The following is an 18,001-nucleotide window of genomic DNA, read 5'->3' on the forward strand; positions in this document are numbered from 1 at the left end:
GGGGACGGCGGCCGTCCACCCCTGGCCGGAGGAGACGCCGGCCGGGCCGGACGGCGCGCCGTCGGAAGCGGGCGGTGCACCGGCAGAGGCCGGGCCCGTGCCCGGCGAGGGTGTACCGGTGGTGGGCGGCCGGCCGTGGGCGGAGGGTGTTCCCGTCGACGGTGCGCCGGGCGGTGCGGACGCCGGTGCCGGGTCCGTGCCCGGGACGGCGGGCGACGGCCGGTCCTCGTCGGGCGGCTGCACGACCGGCGGCGACGGCGGGGTGGGCGGTGTCCGGTCCGGGGACGGGAAGGGCGGGGACGTGGCCGGCCACGGGGGTGTCGGCGGTGTGGCGTGCGGGGACGGGGTCGCGCCCGGAGGGCGTCGCGGGTCCGTCGGTACGTCGTCCACACCGGAGGCCCGTTTGAGCGGGCCCTGGGGGCCGAACCCCGTCGGCAGCGGGCCCACCTGGTCGAAGATCTCGATCAGCTCGTCGTCGGGCCCGGGCTCCGGCAGCAGTTCCACCGCCGCGGCCAGCGCCTTGCGCGCCCCCGTCGCGGTACGGAACCTCGCCGACGGATCCGGTTGCAGCAGCGTCGCCACGACCTGCCACAAGGGCTCGGCGATCCCCCGCGGCGCGGGCGGCGTACCGTGCTCGGCGAAGTGCTGCACGAGTGCCTTGGCGTCCGGCTTGGCCCCCTCCAGCAGATACAGGGCGACCAGACCCACCGCGAACAGGTCCGCCGGGAAGTCCGGCTCCGCACCCATCATCTGCTCCGGCGCCAGGTAACCCGGCGTCCCCACCACGAGGTTGGTCTCCGTCAGCCGGGGCTCGCCCAGCCGCATCGCGATGCCGAAGTCGGACAGCCTGAGGCGCGGACGGCCCGTCCCCGTCGCCTCGAGGAGCAGGTTGGCGGGCTTGATGTCACGGTGCACCACGCCCTCCCCGTGCACCGCCGCCAGCCCCGACAGGAGCTGGTCGAGCAGCGTGCACACGAAGTCGGGCGGCAGGGGCCCATAGTCCCCGACCAGATGGACCAGCGAACCCCCTGTGACCAGGTCCATCGTGAACAGGACCTGGTCGTCGTCGGCGGCCCAGCTCGCGGGCGCCAGCACATGGGGATGGTCGATCCGCAGCGCCTGCTCACGGACGAACCGCAGCAGCGAGTGCGCGTCCCGCTGCTGAAGCACCTTCGCTGCCACATAGCGCCTGCGGCGGTGGTCCCAGGCACGCCAGACGGCACCCACCCCGCCCCGGCCGATCGGGTCGACCAGCTCGTACCGGCCCGCGAAGACCTCACCCATGGCTGTGCGCCGCTCCTCCCCTGGGACCTGTCGCGCCACTCCCGCGGGCCCGGCCGCCGACCCCCTCGGCGACCGGACCCACGGGGTCAGTTCTGGTGGGACTGGTAGTGCGCGACCGCGTCCGAGGTGCGGCCCGCGCCGTACACCCGCAGGAACTCCGCCAGCTCCGGGTGCGAGGAGGAGAGGGAGTCCGCGGCGTCGATGATGTCCCCGGCGGCCGCCACCGAGCGCAGCAGCGACTGGATCTCCCGGACCACTCGCTTGACCGTGGGCGCACCCGAACTACTGGTCGTCGTCGTGGTGTTGCTGAGCACCGAGCCCCCCTGCGACTTCTTGATCTCGTCCATGCGCTCCGTGGCCTCGGCCGCGCTCACACTGCCGTCGGCGACCTGCCCCGCCAGGTCCTGCAGCAGCTGCACCCGCTGGACCACCGCGGGATTGCCGATCTTCGCCCGCTGGCCGCTCATCAGCTGCGACAGCATCGGTGCGGACAGCCCCAGCACCCCCGCGAGACGAGCCTGGTTGAGACCGAGATCGTCGATAAGCCTGCGGAAGAGCGCCCCCAGCGGCTCCCCGTACCAGTTCCGCTGCAGTTCCCGCGCTCTTGCGGTGGCTTCCTGCTGTGCGGCGTCCATTGCGTCTCCCCATCGCTTCCCCAAAAACCGCAGTTCGCTCCAGCGAACCACGCCGAGCATCTTACGGAGCGTGGTCGTTCCCCGGGACCCCCAATCATTTGTGAGATACGGGGGGCGACCCGGTACTCTTGTCCGCGGCACCCGACGGTCCGCGACACCAGGACCGGCGAGGCCGCCCGAGGGGCCTTAGCTCAGTTGGTAGAGCGCTGTCTTTGCATGGCAGATGTCAGGGGTTCGACTCCCCTAGGCTCCACCGTCAAGAACGCCTCCGACCTGCGCAAACATGGGTCGGAGGCGCTCTGTTCTCTCCAGGCGGGCCCAAGCGGCCCGGCCGTCCGGGCCCCGGCGGGCGGAGACGTTGCTCACCGTCGTCACCCTCACACCGTGCCCGACACCGCCCGCACCGACCGGGTGATCCACAACAACCGGAGGGAAAGGGCCTGTTGACCACGTGGAACAACGCTCCGGCGCCCGCGCCGGCACCGGAACGGGCTCACGGACGGGTCGCTCTCGGCGCCCGGGCGGTGCTGTCTGCTCTTGATATCGTCACCCCACAAGGCATCAGCGCCACACCCCCGCGGGGCGGTGCCACGTGGCTCATCGCCGTCGGAGCCGTCCGTTCGCTACCGACGAGGTGGAAGGGGTAGACCATGCGGGCCAAGGTACGAGCCGCTCTGGACGCGCTCTACATGAAGCGGCTGGTCAAGGAGTTGGAGGGACGCCCACGCCCCCAGCACATCGGCATCATGCTGGACGGCAACCGCCGGTGGGCCAAGATGTCGGGCATCGACGACCCCCGCGAGGGCTACCGGGCCGGTGGCGCGAAGGTGCTGGACTTCCTGCGCTGGTGCGACTCCGCGCAGATCGAGCACGTCACCCTGTTCATGCTCTCCGACGACAACCTGCACCGGCCCGAAGAGCAGCTGAACCCCCTCATCGACATCATCGCCGAGGTCGTCGAGCAGCTGGCCGCGCCGGGCAACCCCTGGCCCGTCGAAGCCGTCGGCGCCCTGGACCTGCTGCCCGCCGAGTCCGCGAGCCGCCTCAAGACCGCCACCGCCGCCACCCAGGGCCGCAAGGGCGGCACCAAGGTCGACGTCGCCGTGGGCTACGGAGGCAGGCGCGAGATCGTCGACGCCGTGCGTTCCGCCCTGATGGAGCACAGCTCCCAGGGTGGCGACATCGACGAGTTCATCGACACCTTCACCATGGAGCACATCTCCAAGCACCTGTACTCCAAGACACGGTCCGAGTCCGACCTCATCATCCGGACCTCCGGCGAACAGCGGCTCTCCGGATTCCTGCTCTGGCAGTCCGCCTACGCCGAGGTCCACTTCTGCGAGACCTACTGGCCGGACTTCCGCGAGATCGACTTCCTGCGGGCCCTGCGCTCCTACTCCCTCCGGGAACGCCGCTACGGCCGCTGAGCGCGGTTTCACGTGAAACATCACTGCGGGGCAGGAGACTCAAGGTCTCCTGCCCCGCAGCGGTAAGAAGCAGCGGCCGACGCCGGTACGGCGAGCGGGGATCAGCGGGGCTCGTCGCCCTCCGCCGCCTCCTCCTGGGCCTGCTTGGCCTGCACCTCGGGATCGAGGATCGCCTCGCCGGTACCGTCCACCGACGTCAGCCGGCCCGACTCGGGAACCTCCGTCGCCTCCGGCGGCTCCACCAGCCAGTCCGGGTTGGCCTGCTTGTCCCACCACTTCCACGCCGCGAAGGCGCCGCCCGCGACGATGCCGGCCACCGCGAGGACCTTGGCGATCCGGCCGGCCCTGGCCCGTCGCTGGTGCTTGCGCGTCAGCCGCTGGATCTCCTTCGCCGTGACCTGACCACGCAGCGCGGCCAGCGCGGCCGCACCACGCGCCGTGGCCTCGTCGCGCACGGGACCGGCCGCGGCCACCGCCTGCTCAATCCTCGGTCGGGAATAGTCGGCCGCCTGCCGGGCGGCCAGACGCGCACGGATCGCTGCCTCCTGCGCGGCCGCGTCCATCTTCGGCGGCACATGCGTACGGGCCTGCTCCAGTCGCGGCGCGACTCGCGCGTCGTACTGAAGGCGGGCCTGGTCTGCGGCCTGCGACACCTTGGGCGCCAGCCGTACGCGCGCCTCCTGTGCATAGTGAGCGGCCCTGTCCTTGGCCGTGTCGGCGTAGGGCGCCACCACTTCCGCGGCGTGCAGCACGCTGTCCTTCGCCGAACCGGTCGCGGCGCGCACGCTGTCGATGCGGGTCACGGGTTCCTCCTCCTCGGTGGCGTACGGTAATTCGACTTTCCACCCTTTTACGGATCATGCCTGCGGACGCACCGCCAGGCATGCGAGGGCGGGCATCCGGGTCACGGACGAGGCCGCCGCGCCCTCTGGGACAAGTGGTGATGAAGTTGCGGACAAGAGCTGATCGACATCAATAACGGACGAATACCGGGCAACACGCGGCTGTCCACGACCATGCCACGGATCGGCGCCCCACGCTCGTGACCCAGCGGGATGAGCGACGAACGTGCCCCCGACCGTGCGAGGATCGGTGCGCACAACAGGACGAGGGAAGGCACGTCGTGGCCGAGCAGCTCTACGCCACCCTGAAGACCGACCAAGGTGACATCGAGGTACGGCTGCTGCCGAACCACGCGCCCAGGACCGTCAAGAACTTCGTCGAACTCGCCCGCGGCGAGCGGGAGTGGACCCACCCCGCCACCGGCGAGAAATCCATGGCCAGGCTCTACGACGGCACCGTCTTCCACCGGGTCCTCAGCGGCTTCATGATCCAGGGCGGCGATCCGCTGGGCAACGGCACCGGCGACCCCGGCTACCAGTTCCCGGACGAGTTCCACCCCGACCTCGCCTTCGACAAGCCCTACCTGATGGCCATGGCCAACGCCGGTCCCGGCACCAACGGCTCGCAGTTCTTCATCACCGTCTCGCCGACGACCTGGCTGAACCGCAAGCACACGATCTTCGGCGAAGTGACCGACCCGGCCAGCCAGAAGGTCGTCGACGCCATCGCCGCCACCCCGACCAACCCCCGCACCGAGCGCCCCCTCACCGACATCGTCATCGAGTCGGTCGTCATCGAAACGCGGAACGCCTGACGTCCCCGCACAGCGGGCAGGAACCAAACGCCCCGTCCATCCGTAGAGAAGGGCGGGGCGGTGCATCTGCACACACCGCCCGCAGGGACGACCGAGGGGATGCCATGGACCACGCGGCCGCAGGCCGACCGGATGCCCAGAGCCTGCCCGGTTGCTATCGCCATCCCGACCGCGAGACCGGTATCCGCTGCACCCGCTGCGAGCGCCCCATCTGCACGGACTGCATGGTGAACGCCTCGGTCGGCTTCCACTGCCCCGACTGCGCCGCCGGCCGCACACCGGGGAGCAGCGGACCGGCCCCGAGCGCCTCCCGGCCCCGCACCCTCGCGGGCGGCACGGTCGCGGCCGACCCGCACCTCGTCACCAAGATCCTGATCGGGATCAACGTGGCGGTGTTCATCGCCGTCCGGGCGCTGCCCGACTCCTTCCTCGCCGACATGGTGCTCATCGGGCGCTGGCCCCCCGCCCCCTTCGTCCCGACCGAGGGCGTCGCGGAGGGCGAGTGGTACCGCCTGGTGACCACGATGTTCACCCACCAGGAGATCTGGCACATCGGCTTCAACATGATCACCCTCTGGTTCCTGGGCGGCCCCCTGGAAGCAGCCCTCGGTAGAGCCCGCTACCTCGCGCTCTACCTCGTCTCGGGCCTCGCCGGCAGCGTCTTCGCCTACCTGCTCGAATCACCCACCACGGCCACCCTCGGTGCCTCCGGTGCGATCTTCGGTCTCTTCGGCGCCACCGCCGCGCTCATGCGCCGCCGCAACGCCGACATGCGGCCGGTCGTCATCCTGCTGGTGATCAGCCTGATCTTCACCTTCACCCGGAGCAACATCTCCTGGCAGGCCCACGTCGGCGGCCTCGTCGCGGGTGCCGTGATCGGCTACGCCATGCTCCACGCCCCGCGCGAGCGGCGCACGCTCGTCCAGTACGGCACCTGCGCGCTGGTCCTGCTGGTCGTCGTCGGGCTGACCCTGTTGAGGACGGTCCAGCTCACCTGAGCGCCCGTTGTCCACAGTAGGTGGCGGATCTTGTGCACAGTGTGCGGGAACGCATGTGCCCCCTGTCACTGACCCGTGTTCTCGCAGGTCAGGCAGGGGGCGAACATGTTTTCGGAACCTGGGGTCAGCCGGTACTTCCGTCACACCGGCGTCAATGCCCGGCGGGTTATCCACAGATCGTCTTTCTTTTCCCCATGTGGATAACGCCTGTGGATAACTCCCTGAACAGCCCTGGGCAGAGCTACTGCGGAGCCACCGCCGGGGTTACTTCCACTGCGTCGAGACGCCGAAGCCCGCCGCGATGAAACCGAAGCCCACCACGATGTTCCAGTTGCCCAGGGAGTCGATGGGCAGGGAACCGTCGGTGACGTAGAAGACGACGATCCAGGCCAGGCCGATGACGAACATGGCCAGCATGACCGGAGCCACCCAGCCGCGGTTGGTCAGCTTGAGGCTGGTCGCCTGCTTCGAGGGCGGCGGCGTGTAATCGGCCTTCTTGCGGATACGTGACTTCGGCACGAGGGTCTCTCCTGTCGATGCGCTGCGTGGCCGCGCAGGGAACGGGGCTCGGTCTCGGGATGCGGCGTACATGGGGACGAGGGGACTCTGAGCGCTCCCCCGGGCGTCCGTTAGCGTAGTCCTTCCGTGGCGCCGAAGGAGATAAGGGTACGTTGAGCAATTCTGCCGACTCCCCCGGGACGGGATCCAGCCCTGTCCGCCGGCGCCGTTTCCGGCCCGTGCGGGTCCTCACGGCCGCCGTCTTCGCCCTCGCGGGACTTATCTTCTTCACCAGCTTCAATACCGCGAAGGGCACCAATATCCGTACGGACGCCTCTTTGCTCAAGTTGTCCGACCTCATCCACGAGCGCAGCCGGGGCAACGGCGATCTGGAGGAGTCCAACGGGGCCCTGCGCGAGGACGTCGAATCCCTCGCCGAGCGCGACGACGGCCGTACGAAGTCGGAGGACGACGAACTCGCGGCGCTGGAGGAGAAGGCGGGCACGCAGAAGCTGAAGGGCGAGGCGATCAGCGTCACGCTCGACGACGCCCCGCCGGACGCCACCGCGAAGCTTCCCGGCTACCCGGAACCGCAGCCCGACTACCTGGTGATCCACCAGCAGGACCTCCAGGCCGTGGTGAACGCGCTGTGGCAGGGCGGCGCCGAGGGCATCAAGGTCATGGACCAGCGGCTGATCTCCACCAGCGCGGTGCGCTGCGTGGGCAACACCCTGATCCTCCAGGGCCGCGTCTACTCACCGCCGTACAAGATCCAGGCGGTCGGCGACCCGGAGCGGCTGAAGAAGGCGCTGGCGAAGTCGCCGGCGATCCAGAACTACATGGTGTACGTCAACGTGTACGGGCTCGGCTGGAAGGTCGAGGAGGACGGGCGGGTGACGCTGCCGGGCTACTCGGGCACGGCGGACCTGCACTATGCCCAGCCTGTGGATTAGGGCCGTTCCCGAGGGCCGCGCGCCGCTAGTCTGGTGCGGTACGGCGTGAGTCTGGCGCCGTGGTGCGACGGAAGGGACGGCATGTACGGCTGGATCTGGCGGCATCTGCCGGGGAACGCGTGGGTGAAGGCGCTGCTCTCGCTGATGCTGGCGATGATCGTGGTCTACGTCCTCTTCCAGTACGTCTTTCCGTGGGCGGAACCGCTGCTCCCCTTCAACGATGTGACGGTGGACAACCAGTGAGCGCGCGCATCCTCGTCGTCGACAACTACGACAGCTTCGTCTTCAACCTGGTCCAGTACCTGTACCAACTCGGCGCCGAGTGCGAGGTGCTGCGCAACGACGAGGTGTCGACGGCCCACGCCCAGGACGGCTTCGACGGCGTACTGCTCTCGCCCGGCCCGGGTACGCCGGAGCAGGCCGGGGTGTGCGTCGAGATGGTGCGGCACTGCGCGGCGACCGGGGTGCCGGTCTTCGGCGTCTGCCTGGGCATGCAGTCGATGCAGGTGGCGTACGGCGGTGTGGTGGACCGGGCCCCGGAGCTGCTGCACGGCAAGACCTCGCCGGTCGAGCACACGGACAAGGGCGTCTTCGCGGGCCTGCCCTCGCCGTTCACGGCGACGCGGTACCACTCGCTGGCGGCCGAGCCGACCACGGTGCCGGCGGAGCTGGAGGTGACGGCCCGTACGCCCGACGGGATCGTGATGGGCCTGCGTCACCGGGAACTGCTCGTCGAGGGCGTGCAGTTCCACCCGGAGTCGGTGCTGACCGAGCACGGGCACCGGATGCTGGCCAACTGGCTGGTGGAGTGCGGCGACCGGGACGCGGTGGCGAGGTCGGCGGGGCTCGCCCCGGTGGTGGGCAGGGCCACGGCGTGACCGCGCTGCGCCCCGAGCGTGACTCCGGCACGGCCGGTGACCAGGGATCCTCGTACGGGCAGCCGTACGGGGATTCCGGTGCGTTCGGGGAGCAGTACCGGCCGCCGCTGCTCGACGACGAGACGGTGGCGCTGCGCGTCCCGGAGCCCCCGGTGCGCCGGACGGCCGCCGAGAGCGGCTCCGCCGCCGCCCCTGCCGGGGACGGCCCCGCGGATGGTGGCCGCGCGGCTCGCAGGAGGGCCGCCAAACGGCGTCACGGGCGCCGTGGGGCGCCCAGGGGCCACTCTCCGGAGGAGGAAGCCGACCAGACGCCGAAGGCGCCCCTGTCGCGCGTGGAGGCCCGTCGGCAGGCGCGGGCGCGCAAGCCCGGCGCCGCGGTGATCGCCAGCCGGGCGATCGGTGAGATCTTCATCACGACCGGTGTGCTGATGCTGCTGTTCGTCACCTACCAGCTGTGGTGGACGAACGTGCGGGCGCACGCGCAGGCGGACCAGGCCGCGAGCAACCTCCAGGACGACTGGGCGAACGGCAAGCGCAATCCGGGATCGTTCGAACCGGGCCAGGGGTTCGCGCTGCTGCACATTCCCAAGCTGGACGTGGTGGTGCCGATCGCGGAGGGCATCAGCAGCAAGAAGGTGCTGGACCGGGGCATGGTCGGGCACTACGCGGAGGACGGTCTGAAGACGGCGATGCCGGACGCCCGGACCGGCAACTTCGGGCTCGCGGGCCACCGCAACACGCACGGCGAGCCGTTCCGGTACATCAACAAGCTGGAGCCCGGCGACCCGATCGTGGTGGAGACGCAGGACAAGTACTTCGTGTACAAGATGGCGTCGATCCTGCCGGTGACGTCGCCCAGCAACGTCAGTGTGCTGGACCCGGTCCCGAAGCAGTCGGGCTTCAAGGGACCCGGCCGCTACATCACCCTCACCACCTGCACGCCGGAGTTCACCAGCAAGTACCGCATGATCGTGTGGGGCAAGATGGTCGAGGAACGGCCGCGCAGCAAGGGCAAGCCGGATGCGCTCGTCAGTTAAGGGCGGATGACCAGTGGCAGCGACCACCGACACGGAGCACCAGGAGCACGCCGGCGAGGACGGCCCGCCGGAGCCCGGGGCACGCCGCCGGCGCGGCCCCCGGCGGATCGTCGCGCGGGCGGTGAGCGTCTTCGGCGAGCTGCTCATCACCGCGGGCCTGGTGATGGGCCTGTTCGTCGTCTACTCGCTGTGGTGGACGAACGTGGTCGCCGACCGCGCGGCGGACAAGCAGGCCGAGAAGGTCCGTGACAACTGGGCCCAGGACCGGGTGGGCGGGAACGGCGCGGGCGGTCCGGGCGCCCTGGACACCAAGGCGGGCATCGGCTTCCTGCACGTCCCGGCGATGGGCGAGGGGGACATCCTGGTCGAGAAGGGTACGTCGATGAAGATCCTCAACGACGGCGTGGCCGGCTACTACACCGACCCGGTCAAGGCGACGCTGCCCACCTCGGACAAGAAGGGCAACTTCGCGCTCGCCGCCCACCGCGACGGGCACGGGGCCAAGTTCCACAAGATCGACAAGATCGAGAAGGGCGACCCGATCGTCTTCGAGACGAAGGACACCTGGTACGTCTACAAGGCGTACGCCGTCCTCCCCGAGACCTCGAAGTTCAACGTCGACGTCCTCGACGCGGTCCCCGGCGAGTCCGGCAAGAAGAAGGCCGGCCACTACATCACCCTGACGACCTGCACTCCGGTCTACACGAGCCGCTACCGCTACGTGGTGTGGGGCGAGCTGGTCCGCACGGAGAAGGTGGACGGCGACCGGAACCCGCCGAAGGAACTGCGCTGAGGACCACCGCGCCGGTCCCTACGACGGAGCCCCGGTCCCTCAGCTGAACTGAGGGTCCGGGGCTCCGTCGGTCGGGCAGGCGGGTCAGTCGCCGAAGCCGGGCAGGCCGCCGATGGCGCCGCCGTTGTCGTTGCCGCCGTTGTTGTTGCCGCCGTTTCCGCCGTTGCCGCCCACCGTGGTGAGGGTGATCTGCGTGGCGGCCGGGTCGTCGACCTCGCTGTTGGCCGGCGGGTTCTGCCCTATGACGACCGCGTTGCCGTCGTTCGGACCGTTGACCTGGATGTTGGTGAAGCCGGCCTGCTGCAGGGTCTGCTGGGCCTGGCCCAGGGGCGTGCCGAGCTTGATCTCGGGCACCTTCTTCTTCTCCACGGCCTTGCCGACCACGATCGTGACCTTGGAGCCCGGGTCGACCTTCTGTCCGCCCTGCGGCGTGGTGGAGATGACCTTGTCCACCTGGTTCGGGTCGTTGGTGGGCTGGTCGACGCAGTTGGCTTCCAGATCACCGCTGCTTTCCACCTGAGCCTTGGCCTCGTCGCAAGACCGGCCCACGACGTCCGGGACCGTGGCCTTCTCCTCGGCCTTGGCGACCTCCAGGGTCACCGTGGAGCCCTTCTGCAGCTCCTTGCCCGGGTCGGGGTCCTGGCTGAGGACGGTGCCCTCGTCCTGGGAGGACTCGGTCTGCTTGGTCTCGACCACGAAGCCCTTGTCCTCAAGCTGCTTGGTGGCCTCGTCGACGTTCTTGTCGATCACGTTCGGGACCGCGACCTTCGGTGCGCCGGTCGAGACCACCAGGTTGACGGTGGACTTCTTCTCGACGTCGGTGCCCTGCTCGGGGTCCTGTGCGCAGACCTTGCCCTTGGGCTGGTCCTCGCACTCCTGCTGCTTGAACGTGAGCACCAGGTCGATGTTGTCCGCCTGTTGCTGGGCGTCGTTCTTGCTCAGCCCGATGAACGCCGGGACCGGGACCTTGTCGTTGCCGGCTCCTCCGCCCCCGCTGAAGGCGTACTTGCCGATCAGGATGGCGCCGACGAGGACGAGGATGCCGGCCAGGACCAGGAAGATCGTGGAGGTGTTCTTCTTGCGGGACTGCTGGCGGCGCCGGTCGGGGCGCTCGTCGTAGCCGTAGCCGCCGTCGTCCGGGTTCATGGGCGGCAGCATGGTCGTGGCGCCGCCGCCCCCGTCCGAGCGCAGGGCGGTGGTCGGCTGGTCGTCGGGGTAGGCGCCGTAGCCGCCGGCGGCCATGGCGCCCATCGCGGCGGTGGCGCCGACGGGCTGGCCGTCGAGGCAGGCCTCGATGTCGGCGCGCATCTCGTCGGCCGACTGGTAGCGGTAGTCCGGGTCCTTGACCAGGGCCTTCAGCACGATCGCGTCCATCTCGGGCGTGATCTCGGGGTCGAAGACGCTCGGCGCCTGCGGTTCCTCGCGCACGTGCTGGTAGGCGACGGCCACCGGGGAGTCGCCGACGAAGGGCGGACGCACCGTGAGCAACTCGTAGAGCAGGCAGCCCGTGGAGTACAGGTCGGAACGGGCGTCGACCTGCTCGCCCTTGGCCTGCTCCGGGGAGAGGTACTGGGCGGTGCCGATCACGGCGGCGGTCTGGGTCATCGTCATGCCGGAGTCGCCCATGGCGCGGGCGATGCCGAAGTCCATGACCTTGACCTGGCCGTTGCGGGTGAGCATGACGTTGGCCGGCTTGATGTCGCGGTGGACGATGCCGGCCCGGTGCGAGTACTCCAGGGCCTGGAGGATGCCGATGGTCATCTCCAGCGTCCGCTCCGGCAGCAGTTTGCGGCCGGAGTGGAGCAGCTCACGGAGCGTGGAGCCGTCGACGTACTCCATGACGATGTACGGGATCGACACGTTGTCGATGTAGTCCTCGCCCGTGTCGTAGACCGCCACGATCGCGGGATGGTTGAGCGAGGCGGCCGACTGGGCCTCTCGGCGGAACCGGGCTTGGAAGGACGGGTCGCGCGCGAGGTCCGCGCGCAGCGTCTTCACCGCCACCTGGCGCCCGAGCCTGGTGTCATGCGCGTGGTAAACCTCCGCCATGCCACCACGGCCGAGCACCGGGCCCAGCTCGTACCGGCCGCCGAGGCGACGCGGCTCTTCCATGGTTACCTACCAGCCCTCTCCGTCGGTCCCGACCGGCATGCTTGTACGGTCGGAGGCTGCCGTCCGGCCTACCGTACCCGGCTCGCTGCCGGCCCTTTGGCCGAGCCGGGCAGCCGATACAGGACCGGTATCGCAACGTGCGCCGATGTGAAGGGGGCGTGACTGGAGTCACGTCCCGTTCATGGCGCGGTCACTTCTTGCTGTCGATGACGGCCTCCATGACGTTCTTCGCGATCGGTGCCGCGAGGCCGCCGCCGGAGATGTCGTCGCGGCTGGCGTTCTCGTCCTCGATCACCACGGCCACGGCGACGGGCGAGCTGCCGTCGTCCGGCTTGGCGTACGAGATGAACCAGGCGTAGGGGTTCTCGCTGTTGTCGACGCCGTGCTGTGCGGTACCGGTCTTGCCGCCCACCTTGACGCCGTCGATCTTGGCGTTGGTTCCCGTGCCGTCCTCGACGACGGTCTCCATCATGGACTGGAGGATCTGGGCGTTGTCCGCGGACAGCGGCTTGCTCATCTCCTCGGGGTCCGTCTTCTCGATGGTGTCGAGGTTGGGGGCCTGGAGCTCGTCGACCATGTACGGCTTCATCAGGGTGCCGTTGTTGGCGATGGCCGAGGTGACCATGGCCATCTGCAGCGGGGTGGCGGCCGTGTTGAACTGGCCGATGGAGGAGAGCGCGACCTGCGACTCGTTCATGTCGTCGGAGAAGACCGAGGCGCTGGAACGGACGGGGACGAACTGCTCCTCGGTGAAGCCGAACTTCTTGGCCGTCTCGAGCATCTTGTCGTTGCCGAGGTCGGAGCCGATCTTGCCGAAGACGGTGTTGCAGGAGACGCGCAGGGCCTCGCGGAGGGTGGCGTTCTTGCAGGGGAGGTCGCCCTCGTTCGGCAGGGGCGTGGTGGTGCCGGGCATCGTCCACGGCAGCGGGGAGTCGGTCTTCTCGTCGGCCGAGTCGTACTTCCTGTGCTCCAGGGCCGCCGCCGCGGTGACCACCTTGAAGGTCGAACCGGGCGGGTAGACCTCGCGCAGGGCGCGGTTGAGCATCGGGTCGTCGGGGTTGTTCTTCTTCTGGAGCTTGTTCCAGGCCTCGCCGGCCGCGTCGTTGCTGCCCGCGATGGAGGTGGGGTCGTACGAGGGGTACGAGGCCATCGAGAGGATCTTGCCGGTGGACGGCTCGATCGCGACGACGGCCCCCTTGGCGCCCTGCTTCTTCAGACCGTCGTAGGCGGCCTTCTGCGCGGCGCTGTTGAGGGTGGTGACGACGTTGCCGCCCTCGCGCTTCTTGCCCGTGATCATGTCGAGGGTGTTGCGGAAGAAGAGCCGGTCGTCGTTGCCGGTGAGGATGCCGTCGTCGATGGACTCGAGCTGGGTGGCGCCGAAGGCCTGGGAGACGTAACCGGTGACGGGCGCCCACATGGCGCCGTCCTTGTAGGTGCGCTTGTACTTGAAGTCGCCCTCGGTGGTGGCGTGTCCGGTGATGGCCTTGCCGTCGACGATGATGTCGCCGCGGGGGCTGGCGTACCGCTCGATGGCGACCCGGCGGTTGTGCTCGTCCTCCTTGAGCTCGTCCGCCTGGACGTACTGGAGCCAGTTGTCCCGGATGAGGAGGGTGAGGACGAGGAGGCCGCAGAAGATCGCGATTCGGCGCAGTGGCTTGTTCACGGTCGGACCACCTGGGTCATCTCGGCGTCGGGGCTGGCGGGCGCGGCGGGTGCCGGTCTGCGCGCGGTGTCGCTGATGCGCAGCAGAATGCCGATCAACGCCCAGTTGGCGATGACGGAGGAGCCGCCGTAGGCCAGGAAGGGCATGGTCATACCGGTGAGCGGGATGAGGCCCATGACACCGCCGGCGACGACGAAGACCTGGAGGGCGAAGGCGCCGGAGAGGCCGATGGCGAGGAGCTTGCCGAAGGGGTCGCGGGCGGCGAGGGCGGTGCGCACGCCGCGTTCCACGATCAAGGCGTAGAGCAGGAGCAGGGCCATCAGGCCGGCGAGGCCCAACTCCTCGCCGAAGGTGGCGAGGATGAAGTCGGAGTTGGCGGCGAAGCGGATCAGCTCGGAGTGGCCCTGGCCCCAGCCGGTGCCGAGGGTGCCGCCGGAGCCGAAGGCCCACAGGGCCTGCATGGCCTGCTCGGAGTGGCCGACCTGGTTGGCGCGGGAGAGCGCGAACTCGCGCATCGGGTCGAGCCAGGCGTCGACGCGCTGCTGGATGTGCGGCTCGAAGCTGGCCACGCCGACGGCGCCGACCGCGGACATCAGCAGACCGAAGACGATCCAGCTGGTCCGCTCGGTGGCGACGTACAGCATGATCACGAACATGCCGAAGAACAGCAGCGAGGTGCCGAGGTCGGTCTCGAAGACGAGGATGAGGATCGAGACGATCCAGACCACCAGGATGGGACCGAGGTCGCGGCCGCGCGGCAGGTAGAGGCCCATGAAGCGGCGGCTGGCCAGGGCGAGCGCGTCGCGCTTCACCATCAGGTAGCCGGCGAAGAAGATCGCCAGGACGATCTTGGCGAACTCACCGGGCTGGATGGAGAAGGAGCCGACCTGGATCCAGATCTTGGCGCCGTAGATGTTCTTGCCGAGGCCCGGTACGAGCGGGAGCAGCAGCAGGAACAGGGCGCCCACCATGGAGATGTAGGTGTAGCGCTGCAGGACGCGGTGGTCCTTGAGGAAGACCAGCACGGCGACGAACAGCGCGATGCCCATCGCGGTGTAGATCAGCTGGCGGGGTGCCGCGGTGCCGGCCTGGTCGATGCTCTGGAGCAGTTCGGACTGGTCCAGGCGCCAGATGGCGACCAGTCCGAGGCCGTTGAGCAGGGTGGCCAGCGGCAGCAGCAGCGGATCCGCGTACGGCGCGAACTTGCGCACGACGAGATGGCCGACGCCGGCCAGCAGGCCGAGGCCGAAGCCGTAGCTCAGCAGCCCCGCGGGCACCTCGTCGTTGATGGCGAGGCCCACGTTGGCGTAGGCGAAGACCGGGATGAGGACGGCGAACACGAGCAGAGCCAGCTCGGTGTTGCGCCGGCTCGGGGCGCCGATGGCGCCGATCGTGGACGTGTGGTGCGTCGACGGGTTGGTAGTACTGCTCATCGTGTGACAGGGCCTCTCACGGCTTGCCTACTGCTTACCGCACAGCGAGACGACCTTCTGCTCTTCCTCCGAGAGGGTCGGTCCTGAGCCTGGAGTGGGTGCGGTCGTGGACGGGGACTCGGACGATTCGGGTGTCTCGGGCGATCCCGACGGGTTCGGGCTCGGCGAGGCCTTGGACGTGAAGGAGGCGGGAGTGGTTCCCGTGGTGCCTCCGGCCTCGCCCTCGCCCGTCTTCGCGTTCTTCTCGGTCTCCGCGGTGCGCCGGTCGGCCTGCTTCTTGCAGGCGGAGGCCTGTACCGCCAGTTCCTCGATCTTGGCCCGGGCGTCGTTGAGGTCGCCCTCGGGGATGGTGGCCTCGACCAGCTTCTGCTGGTAGGGCGGCAGGTACTTGAGTTCGATCTCGGGGTGGTCCTTCTGGACCTTGGAGAGCGAGACCCAGGCGAGGTCCTGGCTGATGCCCCGGTACAGCGCGAGGTGGTCGTCGTTGGTGCCGACGTAGTACTGGGTCTGGGTCCAGCGCCAGCCGCCGTAGGTGCCGCCGCCGATCACGGCGAGGGCGAGGACGGTGTAGAGGGACCGCTTGAGCCACTTGCGGTTCTTGCGGGGTTTGACGAAGTCGTCGGGGCCGTAGTCGTCGAAGCCGCCGGTGGGGATGAAGCCGGTGGTGTCGCCGCTGCCGGGCGGGCCGAACTCGCCGCCCCCGCCGCGCTGTCCGCCCGGCCGGCCGAGGCCCGCGGCGCGCCCGGCCGGGGTCTGCATGATGCCGTTGTCGCCCATCTGGGCCTGGTTCTCGGCGACGGCGCCGACGACCACGGGGGTGTCGGAGAGCTGCCCGGCGAGGGTGTCGCCGGTGTCGAGGTCGAGGACGTCGGCGACGATGACGGTGATGTTGTCGGGGCCGCCGCCGCGCAGGGCGAGCTGGATCAGCTCCTGGACGGTCTCCTGGGGGCCCTGGTAGCTGGCGAGGGTGTCCTCCATCGTCTGGTGGGAGACGACGCCGGAGAGTCCGTCGGAGCAGATCAGGTAGCGGTCGCCGGCCCGCACCTCGCGGATGGACAGGTCGGGCTCGACGTGGTCGCCGCTGCCGAGGGCGCGCATCAGCAGGGAGCGCTGCGGGTGGGTGCCCGCCTCCTCCTCGGTGATCCGTCCCTCGTCGACGAGGCGCTGCACCCAGGTGTGGTCCTGGGTGATCTGGGTGAGGACGCCGTCGCGCAGCAGGTAGGCGCGGGAGTCGCCGACGTGGACCATGCCCAGGCGCTGGCCGGTCCACAGCAGGGCGGTGAGCGTGGTGCCCATGCCCTCCAGGGCGGGGTCCTCCTCGACCATCTGCCGCAGCTGGTCGTTGGCGCGCTGGACGGCGGCGCCGAGGGAGGTGAGGACGTCGGAGCCGGGCACGTCGTCGTCGAGGGCGACGATGGTGGAGATCACCTCGGAGGAGGCGACCTCACCGGCGGCCTGGCCGCCCATGCCGTCGGCGATGGCGAGCAGGCGCGGACCGGCGTAGCCGGAGTCCTCGTTGCCCTCCCGGATCATGCCCTTGTGGGAACCGGCGGCGAAGCGCAGTGACAGACTCATGCGCACCTCGCCCGTCGGCTCCGACTGCAGCCGGTCGTGTCGAGCCACACTGCCCACCCTCCGGTCGGGAGCGCGCCGGGGCCCGGGGTGCCGGCCGCCGCTGCGTGCTCGCTCCGCTCGCGCTCATTCATTGGTGTAGCACTACTTCCGCAGCTCGATGACGGTCTTGCCGATGCGGATCGGCGCCCCGGGGCCAATCGGCGTGGGGGTCGTCAGCCGGGCCCGGTCCAGGTAGGTGCCGTTGGTGGAGCCCAGGTCCTCGACGATCCACCGGCCGTTCTGGTCCGGGTAGATCCTGGCATGGCGGCTGGAGGCGTAGTCGTCGTCCAGCACGATCGTCGAGTCGTGTGCCCGGCCGAGCGTGATGGTCTGGCCCTGGAGGGCAACGGTGGTGCCGGTGAGCGTGCCCTCCGTCACGACCAGTTTGGTGGGCGCGCCGCGGCGGCCGCGGCCACCGCCGGACTGCTGGCGCTGAGGTGGAGGCGCCTGGCCCTGGCGCGTGGCGGTCTGCTGCGGTCGGGCGGCGTCGCGCCGCGCGCCGCGCTGGGTGACCCGCGTACCGAAGAGGTCGCTGCGGATGACCTGCACGGCCACGATCACGAACAGCCACAGTACGGCGAGAAAACCCAGCCGCATGACCGTGAGGGTCAGCTCTGACATTGCCCCCGGATCACCCTTCGGCTTGCCTGTAGATAACGGTGGTGCTGCCCACGACGATCCGTGAGCCGTCGCGGAGCGTAGCGCGGGTGGTGTGCTGCCCGTCCACCACGATGCCGTTGGTGGACCCGAGATCCTGGATCGTCGAGGGCGTTCCGGTCCGGATCTCGCAGTGCCGGCGGGAGACGCCGGGGTCGTCGATCCGCACGTCGGCCTCGGTGCTGCGGCCCAGCACGAGCGTCGCGTGGGAGATCTGGTGGCGGGTGCCGTTGATCTCGATCCAGTGGCGGGTGCGTCCGCCGGGCGCGGGTGCGGCCGGGGGCTGCTGGCCGCCGGCGGGCTGCGGATAGCCGTAGCCGCCGGGACGGCCGGGCGGCGGCGCGGACGGCATGGGCGGGGCG

At 69.7% G+C, this 18,001-nt stretch carries 17 protein-coding genes, 1 tRNA gene and 1 pseudogene; 9 read left to right on the forward strand and 10 right to left on the reverse strand.

Annotated features, from left to right (window positions below):
- Both BZZ08_RS35905 and BZZ08_RS35910 read right to left on the reverse strand, forming a co-directional pair.
- Positions 1-1,284 (reverse strand): serine/threonine-protein kinase (locus tag BZZ08_RS35905; protein WP_104636377.1); only part of this gene is annotated, 1,284 nt, incomplete at its 3' end.
- An 86-nt stretch (positions 1,285-1,370) separates the two neighbouring features.
- Positions 1,371-1,919 carry a helix-turn-helix domain-containing protein gene (locus tag BZZ08_RS35910; RefSeq protein WP_104636363.1) on the reverse strand — a complete coding sequence of 183 codons (549 nt, stop codon included), beginning with the start codon at positions 1,917-1,919 and terminating at the stop codon, positions 1,371-1,373.
- A 180-nt stretch (positions 1,920-2,099) separates the two neighbouring features.
- Here BZZ08_RS35910 and BZZ08_RS35915 point away from each other — a divergent pair.
- Both BZZ08_RS35915 and BZZ08_RS35920 read left to right on the forward strand, forming a co-directional pair.
- A tRNA-Ala gene (locus BZZ08_RS35915) sits at positions 2,100-2,172 on the forward strand.
- A gap of 397 nt (positions 2,173-2,569) precedes the next feature.
- A complete protein-coding gene (locus tag BZZ08_RS35920; protein WP_104636364.1) occupies positions 2,570-3,346 on the forward strand; it encodes an isoprenyl transferase in 777 nt (258 codons plus the stop codon).
- Between the two features lie 101 nt (positions 3,347-3,447).
- Here the strand turns inward: BZZ08_RS35920 and BZZ08_RS35925 are convergent, their stop codons facing one another.
- Positions 3,448-4,149, reverse strand: coding sequence for a DUF5324 family protein (locus tag BZZ08_RS35925; RefSeq protein ID WP_104636365.1), 702 nt, complete (start codon positions 4,147-4,149; stop codon positions 3,448-3,450).
- 320 nt (positions 4,150-4,469) lie between these two features.
- Here BZZ08_RS35925 and BZZ08_RS35930 point away from each other — a divergent pair, with 320 nt between their 5' ends.
- Together BZZ08_RS35930 and BZZ08_RS35935 are read left to right on the forward strand one after the other, a co-directional pair.
- Positions 4,470-5,003: a peptidylprolyl isomerase gene (locus tag BZZ08_RS35930; RefSeq protein ID WP_104636366.1), complete on the forward strand. Its 534-nt coding sequence runs from the start codon at positions 4,470-4,472 to the stop codon at positions 5,001-5,003.
- A 104-nt stretch (positions 5,004-5,107) separates the two neighbouring features.
- On the forward strand, positions 5,108-6,001 hold the full coding sequence (locus BZZ08_RS35935; protein WP_104636367.1) for a rhomboid family intramembrane serine protease: 894 nt from the start codon (positions 5,108-5,110) through the stop codon (positions 5,999-6,001).
- Between the two features lie 264 nt (positions 6,002-6,265).
- Here BZZ08_RS35935 and crgA read toward each other — a convergent pair whose 3' ends face one another.
- Positions 6,266-6,520 (reverse strand): cell division protein CrgA, encoded by a 255-nt coding sequence (crgA, locus tag BZZ08_RS35940; RefSeq protein WP_104636368.1) that lies wholly within the window; start codon positions 6,518-6,520, stop codon positions 6,266-6,268.
- A 152-nt stretch (positions 6,521-6,672) separates the two neighbouring features.
- On the opposite strand from crgA, the gene BZZ08_RS35945 reads away from it, so the two are divergent.
- From BZZ08_RS35945 to BZZ08_RS35965, 5 genes are read left to right on the forward strand one after another with little or no spacing between them, the layout of a single operon-like run.
- Positions 6,673-7,452, forward strand: coding sequence for a DUF881 domain-containing protein (locus BZZ08_RS35945; RefSeq protein ID WP_198601891.1), 780 nt, complete (start codon positions 6,673-6,675; stop codon positions 7,450-7,452).
- Between the two features lie 45 nt (positions 7,453-7,497).
- On the forward strand, positions 7,498-7,695 hold the full coding sequence (locus tag BZZ08_RS35950) for a hypothetical protein (protein WP_174256084.1): 198 nt from the start codon (positions 7,498-7,500) through the stop codon (positions 7,693-7,695).
- Complete coding sequence (locus BZZ08_RS35955) at positions 7,692-8,330, forward strand: aminodeoxychorismate/anthranilate synthase component II (protein WP_104636370.1); 639 nt, start codon at positions 7,692-7,694, stop codon at positions 8,328-8,330. The genes BZZ08_RS35950 and BZZ08_RS35955 overlap by 4 nt, the downstream gene beginning before the upstream one ends.
- On the forward strand, positions 8,327-9,367 hold the full coding sequence (locus BZZ08_RS35960) for a class E sortase (RefSeq protein ID WP_104636371.1): 1,041 nt from the start codon (positions 8,327-8,329) through the stop codon (positions 9,365-9,367). The genes BZZ08_RS35955 and BZZ08_RS35960 overlap by 4 nt, the downstream gene beginning before the upstream one ends.
- Before the next feature lie 13 nt (positions 9,368-9,380).
- The gene (locus BZZ08_RS35965) at positions 9,381-10,160 is read left to right on the forward strand and encodes a class E sortase (RefSeq protein ID WP_104636372.1); all 780 of its coding nucleotides are present in this window, start codon (positions 9,381-9,383) and stop codon (positions 10,158-10,160) included.
- 84 nt (positions 10,161-10,244) lie between these two features.
- Here the strand turns inward: BZZ08_RS35965 and pknB are convergent, their stop codons facing one another.
- From pknB to fhaA, 6 genes and pseudogenes are all read right to left on the reverse strand, one after another.
- Positions 10,245-12,272, reverse strand: coding sequence for a Stk1 family PASTA domain-containing Ser/Thr kinase (gene pknB / locus BZZ08_RS35970; RefSeq protein ID WP_104636373.1), 2,028 nt, complete (start codon positions 12,270-12,272; stop codon positions 10,245-10,247).
- 190 nt (positions 12,273-12,462) lie between these two features.
- Positions 12,463-13,935 carry a peptidoglycan D,D-transpeptidase FtsI family protein gene (locus BZZ08_RS35980; RefSeq protein WP_104636374.1) on the reverse strand — a complete coding sequence of 491 codons (1,473 nt, stop codon included), beginning with the start codon at positions 13,933-13,935 and terminating at the stop codon, positions 12,463-12,465.
- Entirely contained in the window at positions 13,932-15,368 is a 1,437-nt protein-coding gene (locus BZZ08_RS35985) for an FtsW/RodA/SpoVE family cell cycle protein (protein ID WP_104636375.1), read from the reverse strand. Before BZZ08_RS35985 ends, BZZ08_RS35980 begins: the two co-directional genes overlap by 4 nt.
- 27 nt (positions 15,369-15,395) lie before the next feature.
- Positions 15,396-16,943, reverse strand: a complete 1,548-nt coding sequence (locus BZZ08_RS35990; RefSeq protein ID WP_104636379.1) for a Stp1/IreP family PP2C-type Ser/Thr phosphatase — start codon at positions 16,941-16,943, stop codon at positions 15,396-15,398.
- Positions 16,944-17,084: 141 nt separating this feature from the next.
- Positions 17,085-17,603, reverse strand: a complete 519-nt coding sequence (gene fhaB / locus BZZ08_RS35995; protein WP_104636376.1) for an antibiotic biosynthesis regulator FhaB — start codon at positions 17,601-17,603, stop codon at positions 17,085-17,087.
- Between the two features lie 10 nt (positions 17,604-17,613).
- Positions 17,614-18,001, reverse strand: a pseudogene (gene fhaA, locus BZZ08_RS36000) (antibiotic biosynthesis regulator FhaA); the annotation flags it as partial.

It is taken from the genome of Streptomyces sp. MH60 (assembly GCF_002939385.1).
Taxonomy (GTDB): Bacteria; Actinomycetota; Actinomycetes; order Streptomycetales; family Streptomycetaceae; genus Streptomyces.

Coding starts and splice junctions, on each gene's coding strand:
- BZZ08_RS35910 (WP_104636363.1), bottom strand. CDS start 1,919: ATGGACGCCGCACAGCAGGAAGCCACCGCAAGAGCGCGGGAACTGCAG.
- BZZ08_RS35990 (WP_104636379.1), bottom strand. CDS start 16,943: ATGAGTCTGTCACTGCGCTTCGCCGCCGGTTCCCACAAGGGCATGATC.
- BZZ08_RS35920 (WP_104636364.1), top strand. CDS start 2,570: ATGCGGGCCAAGGTACGAGCCGCTCTGGACGCGCTCTACATGAAGCGG.
- BZZ08_RS35935 (WP_104636367.1), top strand. CDS start 5,108: ATGGACCACGCGGCCGCAGGCCGACCGGATGCCCAGAGCCTGCCCGGT.
- fhaB (WP_104636376.1), bottom strand. CDS start 17,603: ATGTCAGAGCTGACCCTCACGGTCATGCGGCTGGGTTTTCTCGCCGTA.
- BZZ08_RS35985 (WP_104636375.1), bottom strand. CDS start 15,368: ATGAGCAGTACTACCAACCCGTCGACGCACCACACGTCCACGATCGGC.
- pknB (WP_104636373.1), bottom strand. CDS start 12,272: ATGGAAGAGCCGCGTCGCCTCGGCGGCCGGTACGAGCTGGGCCCGGTG.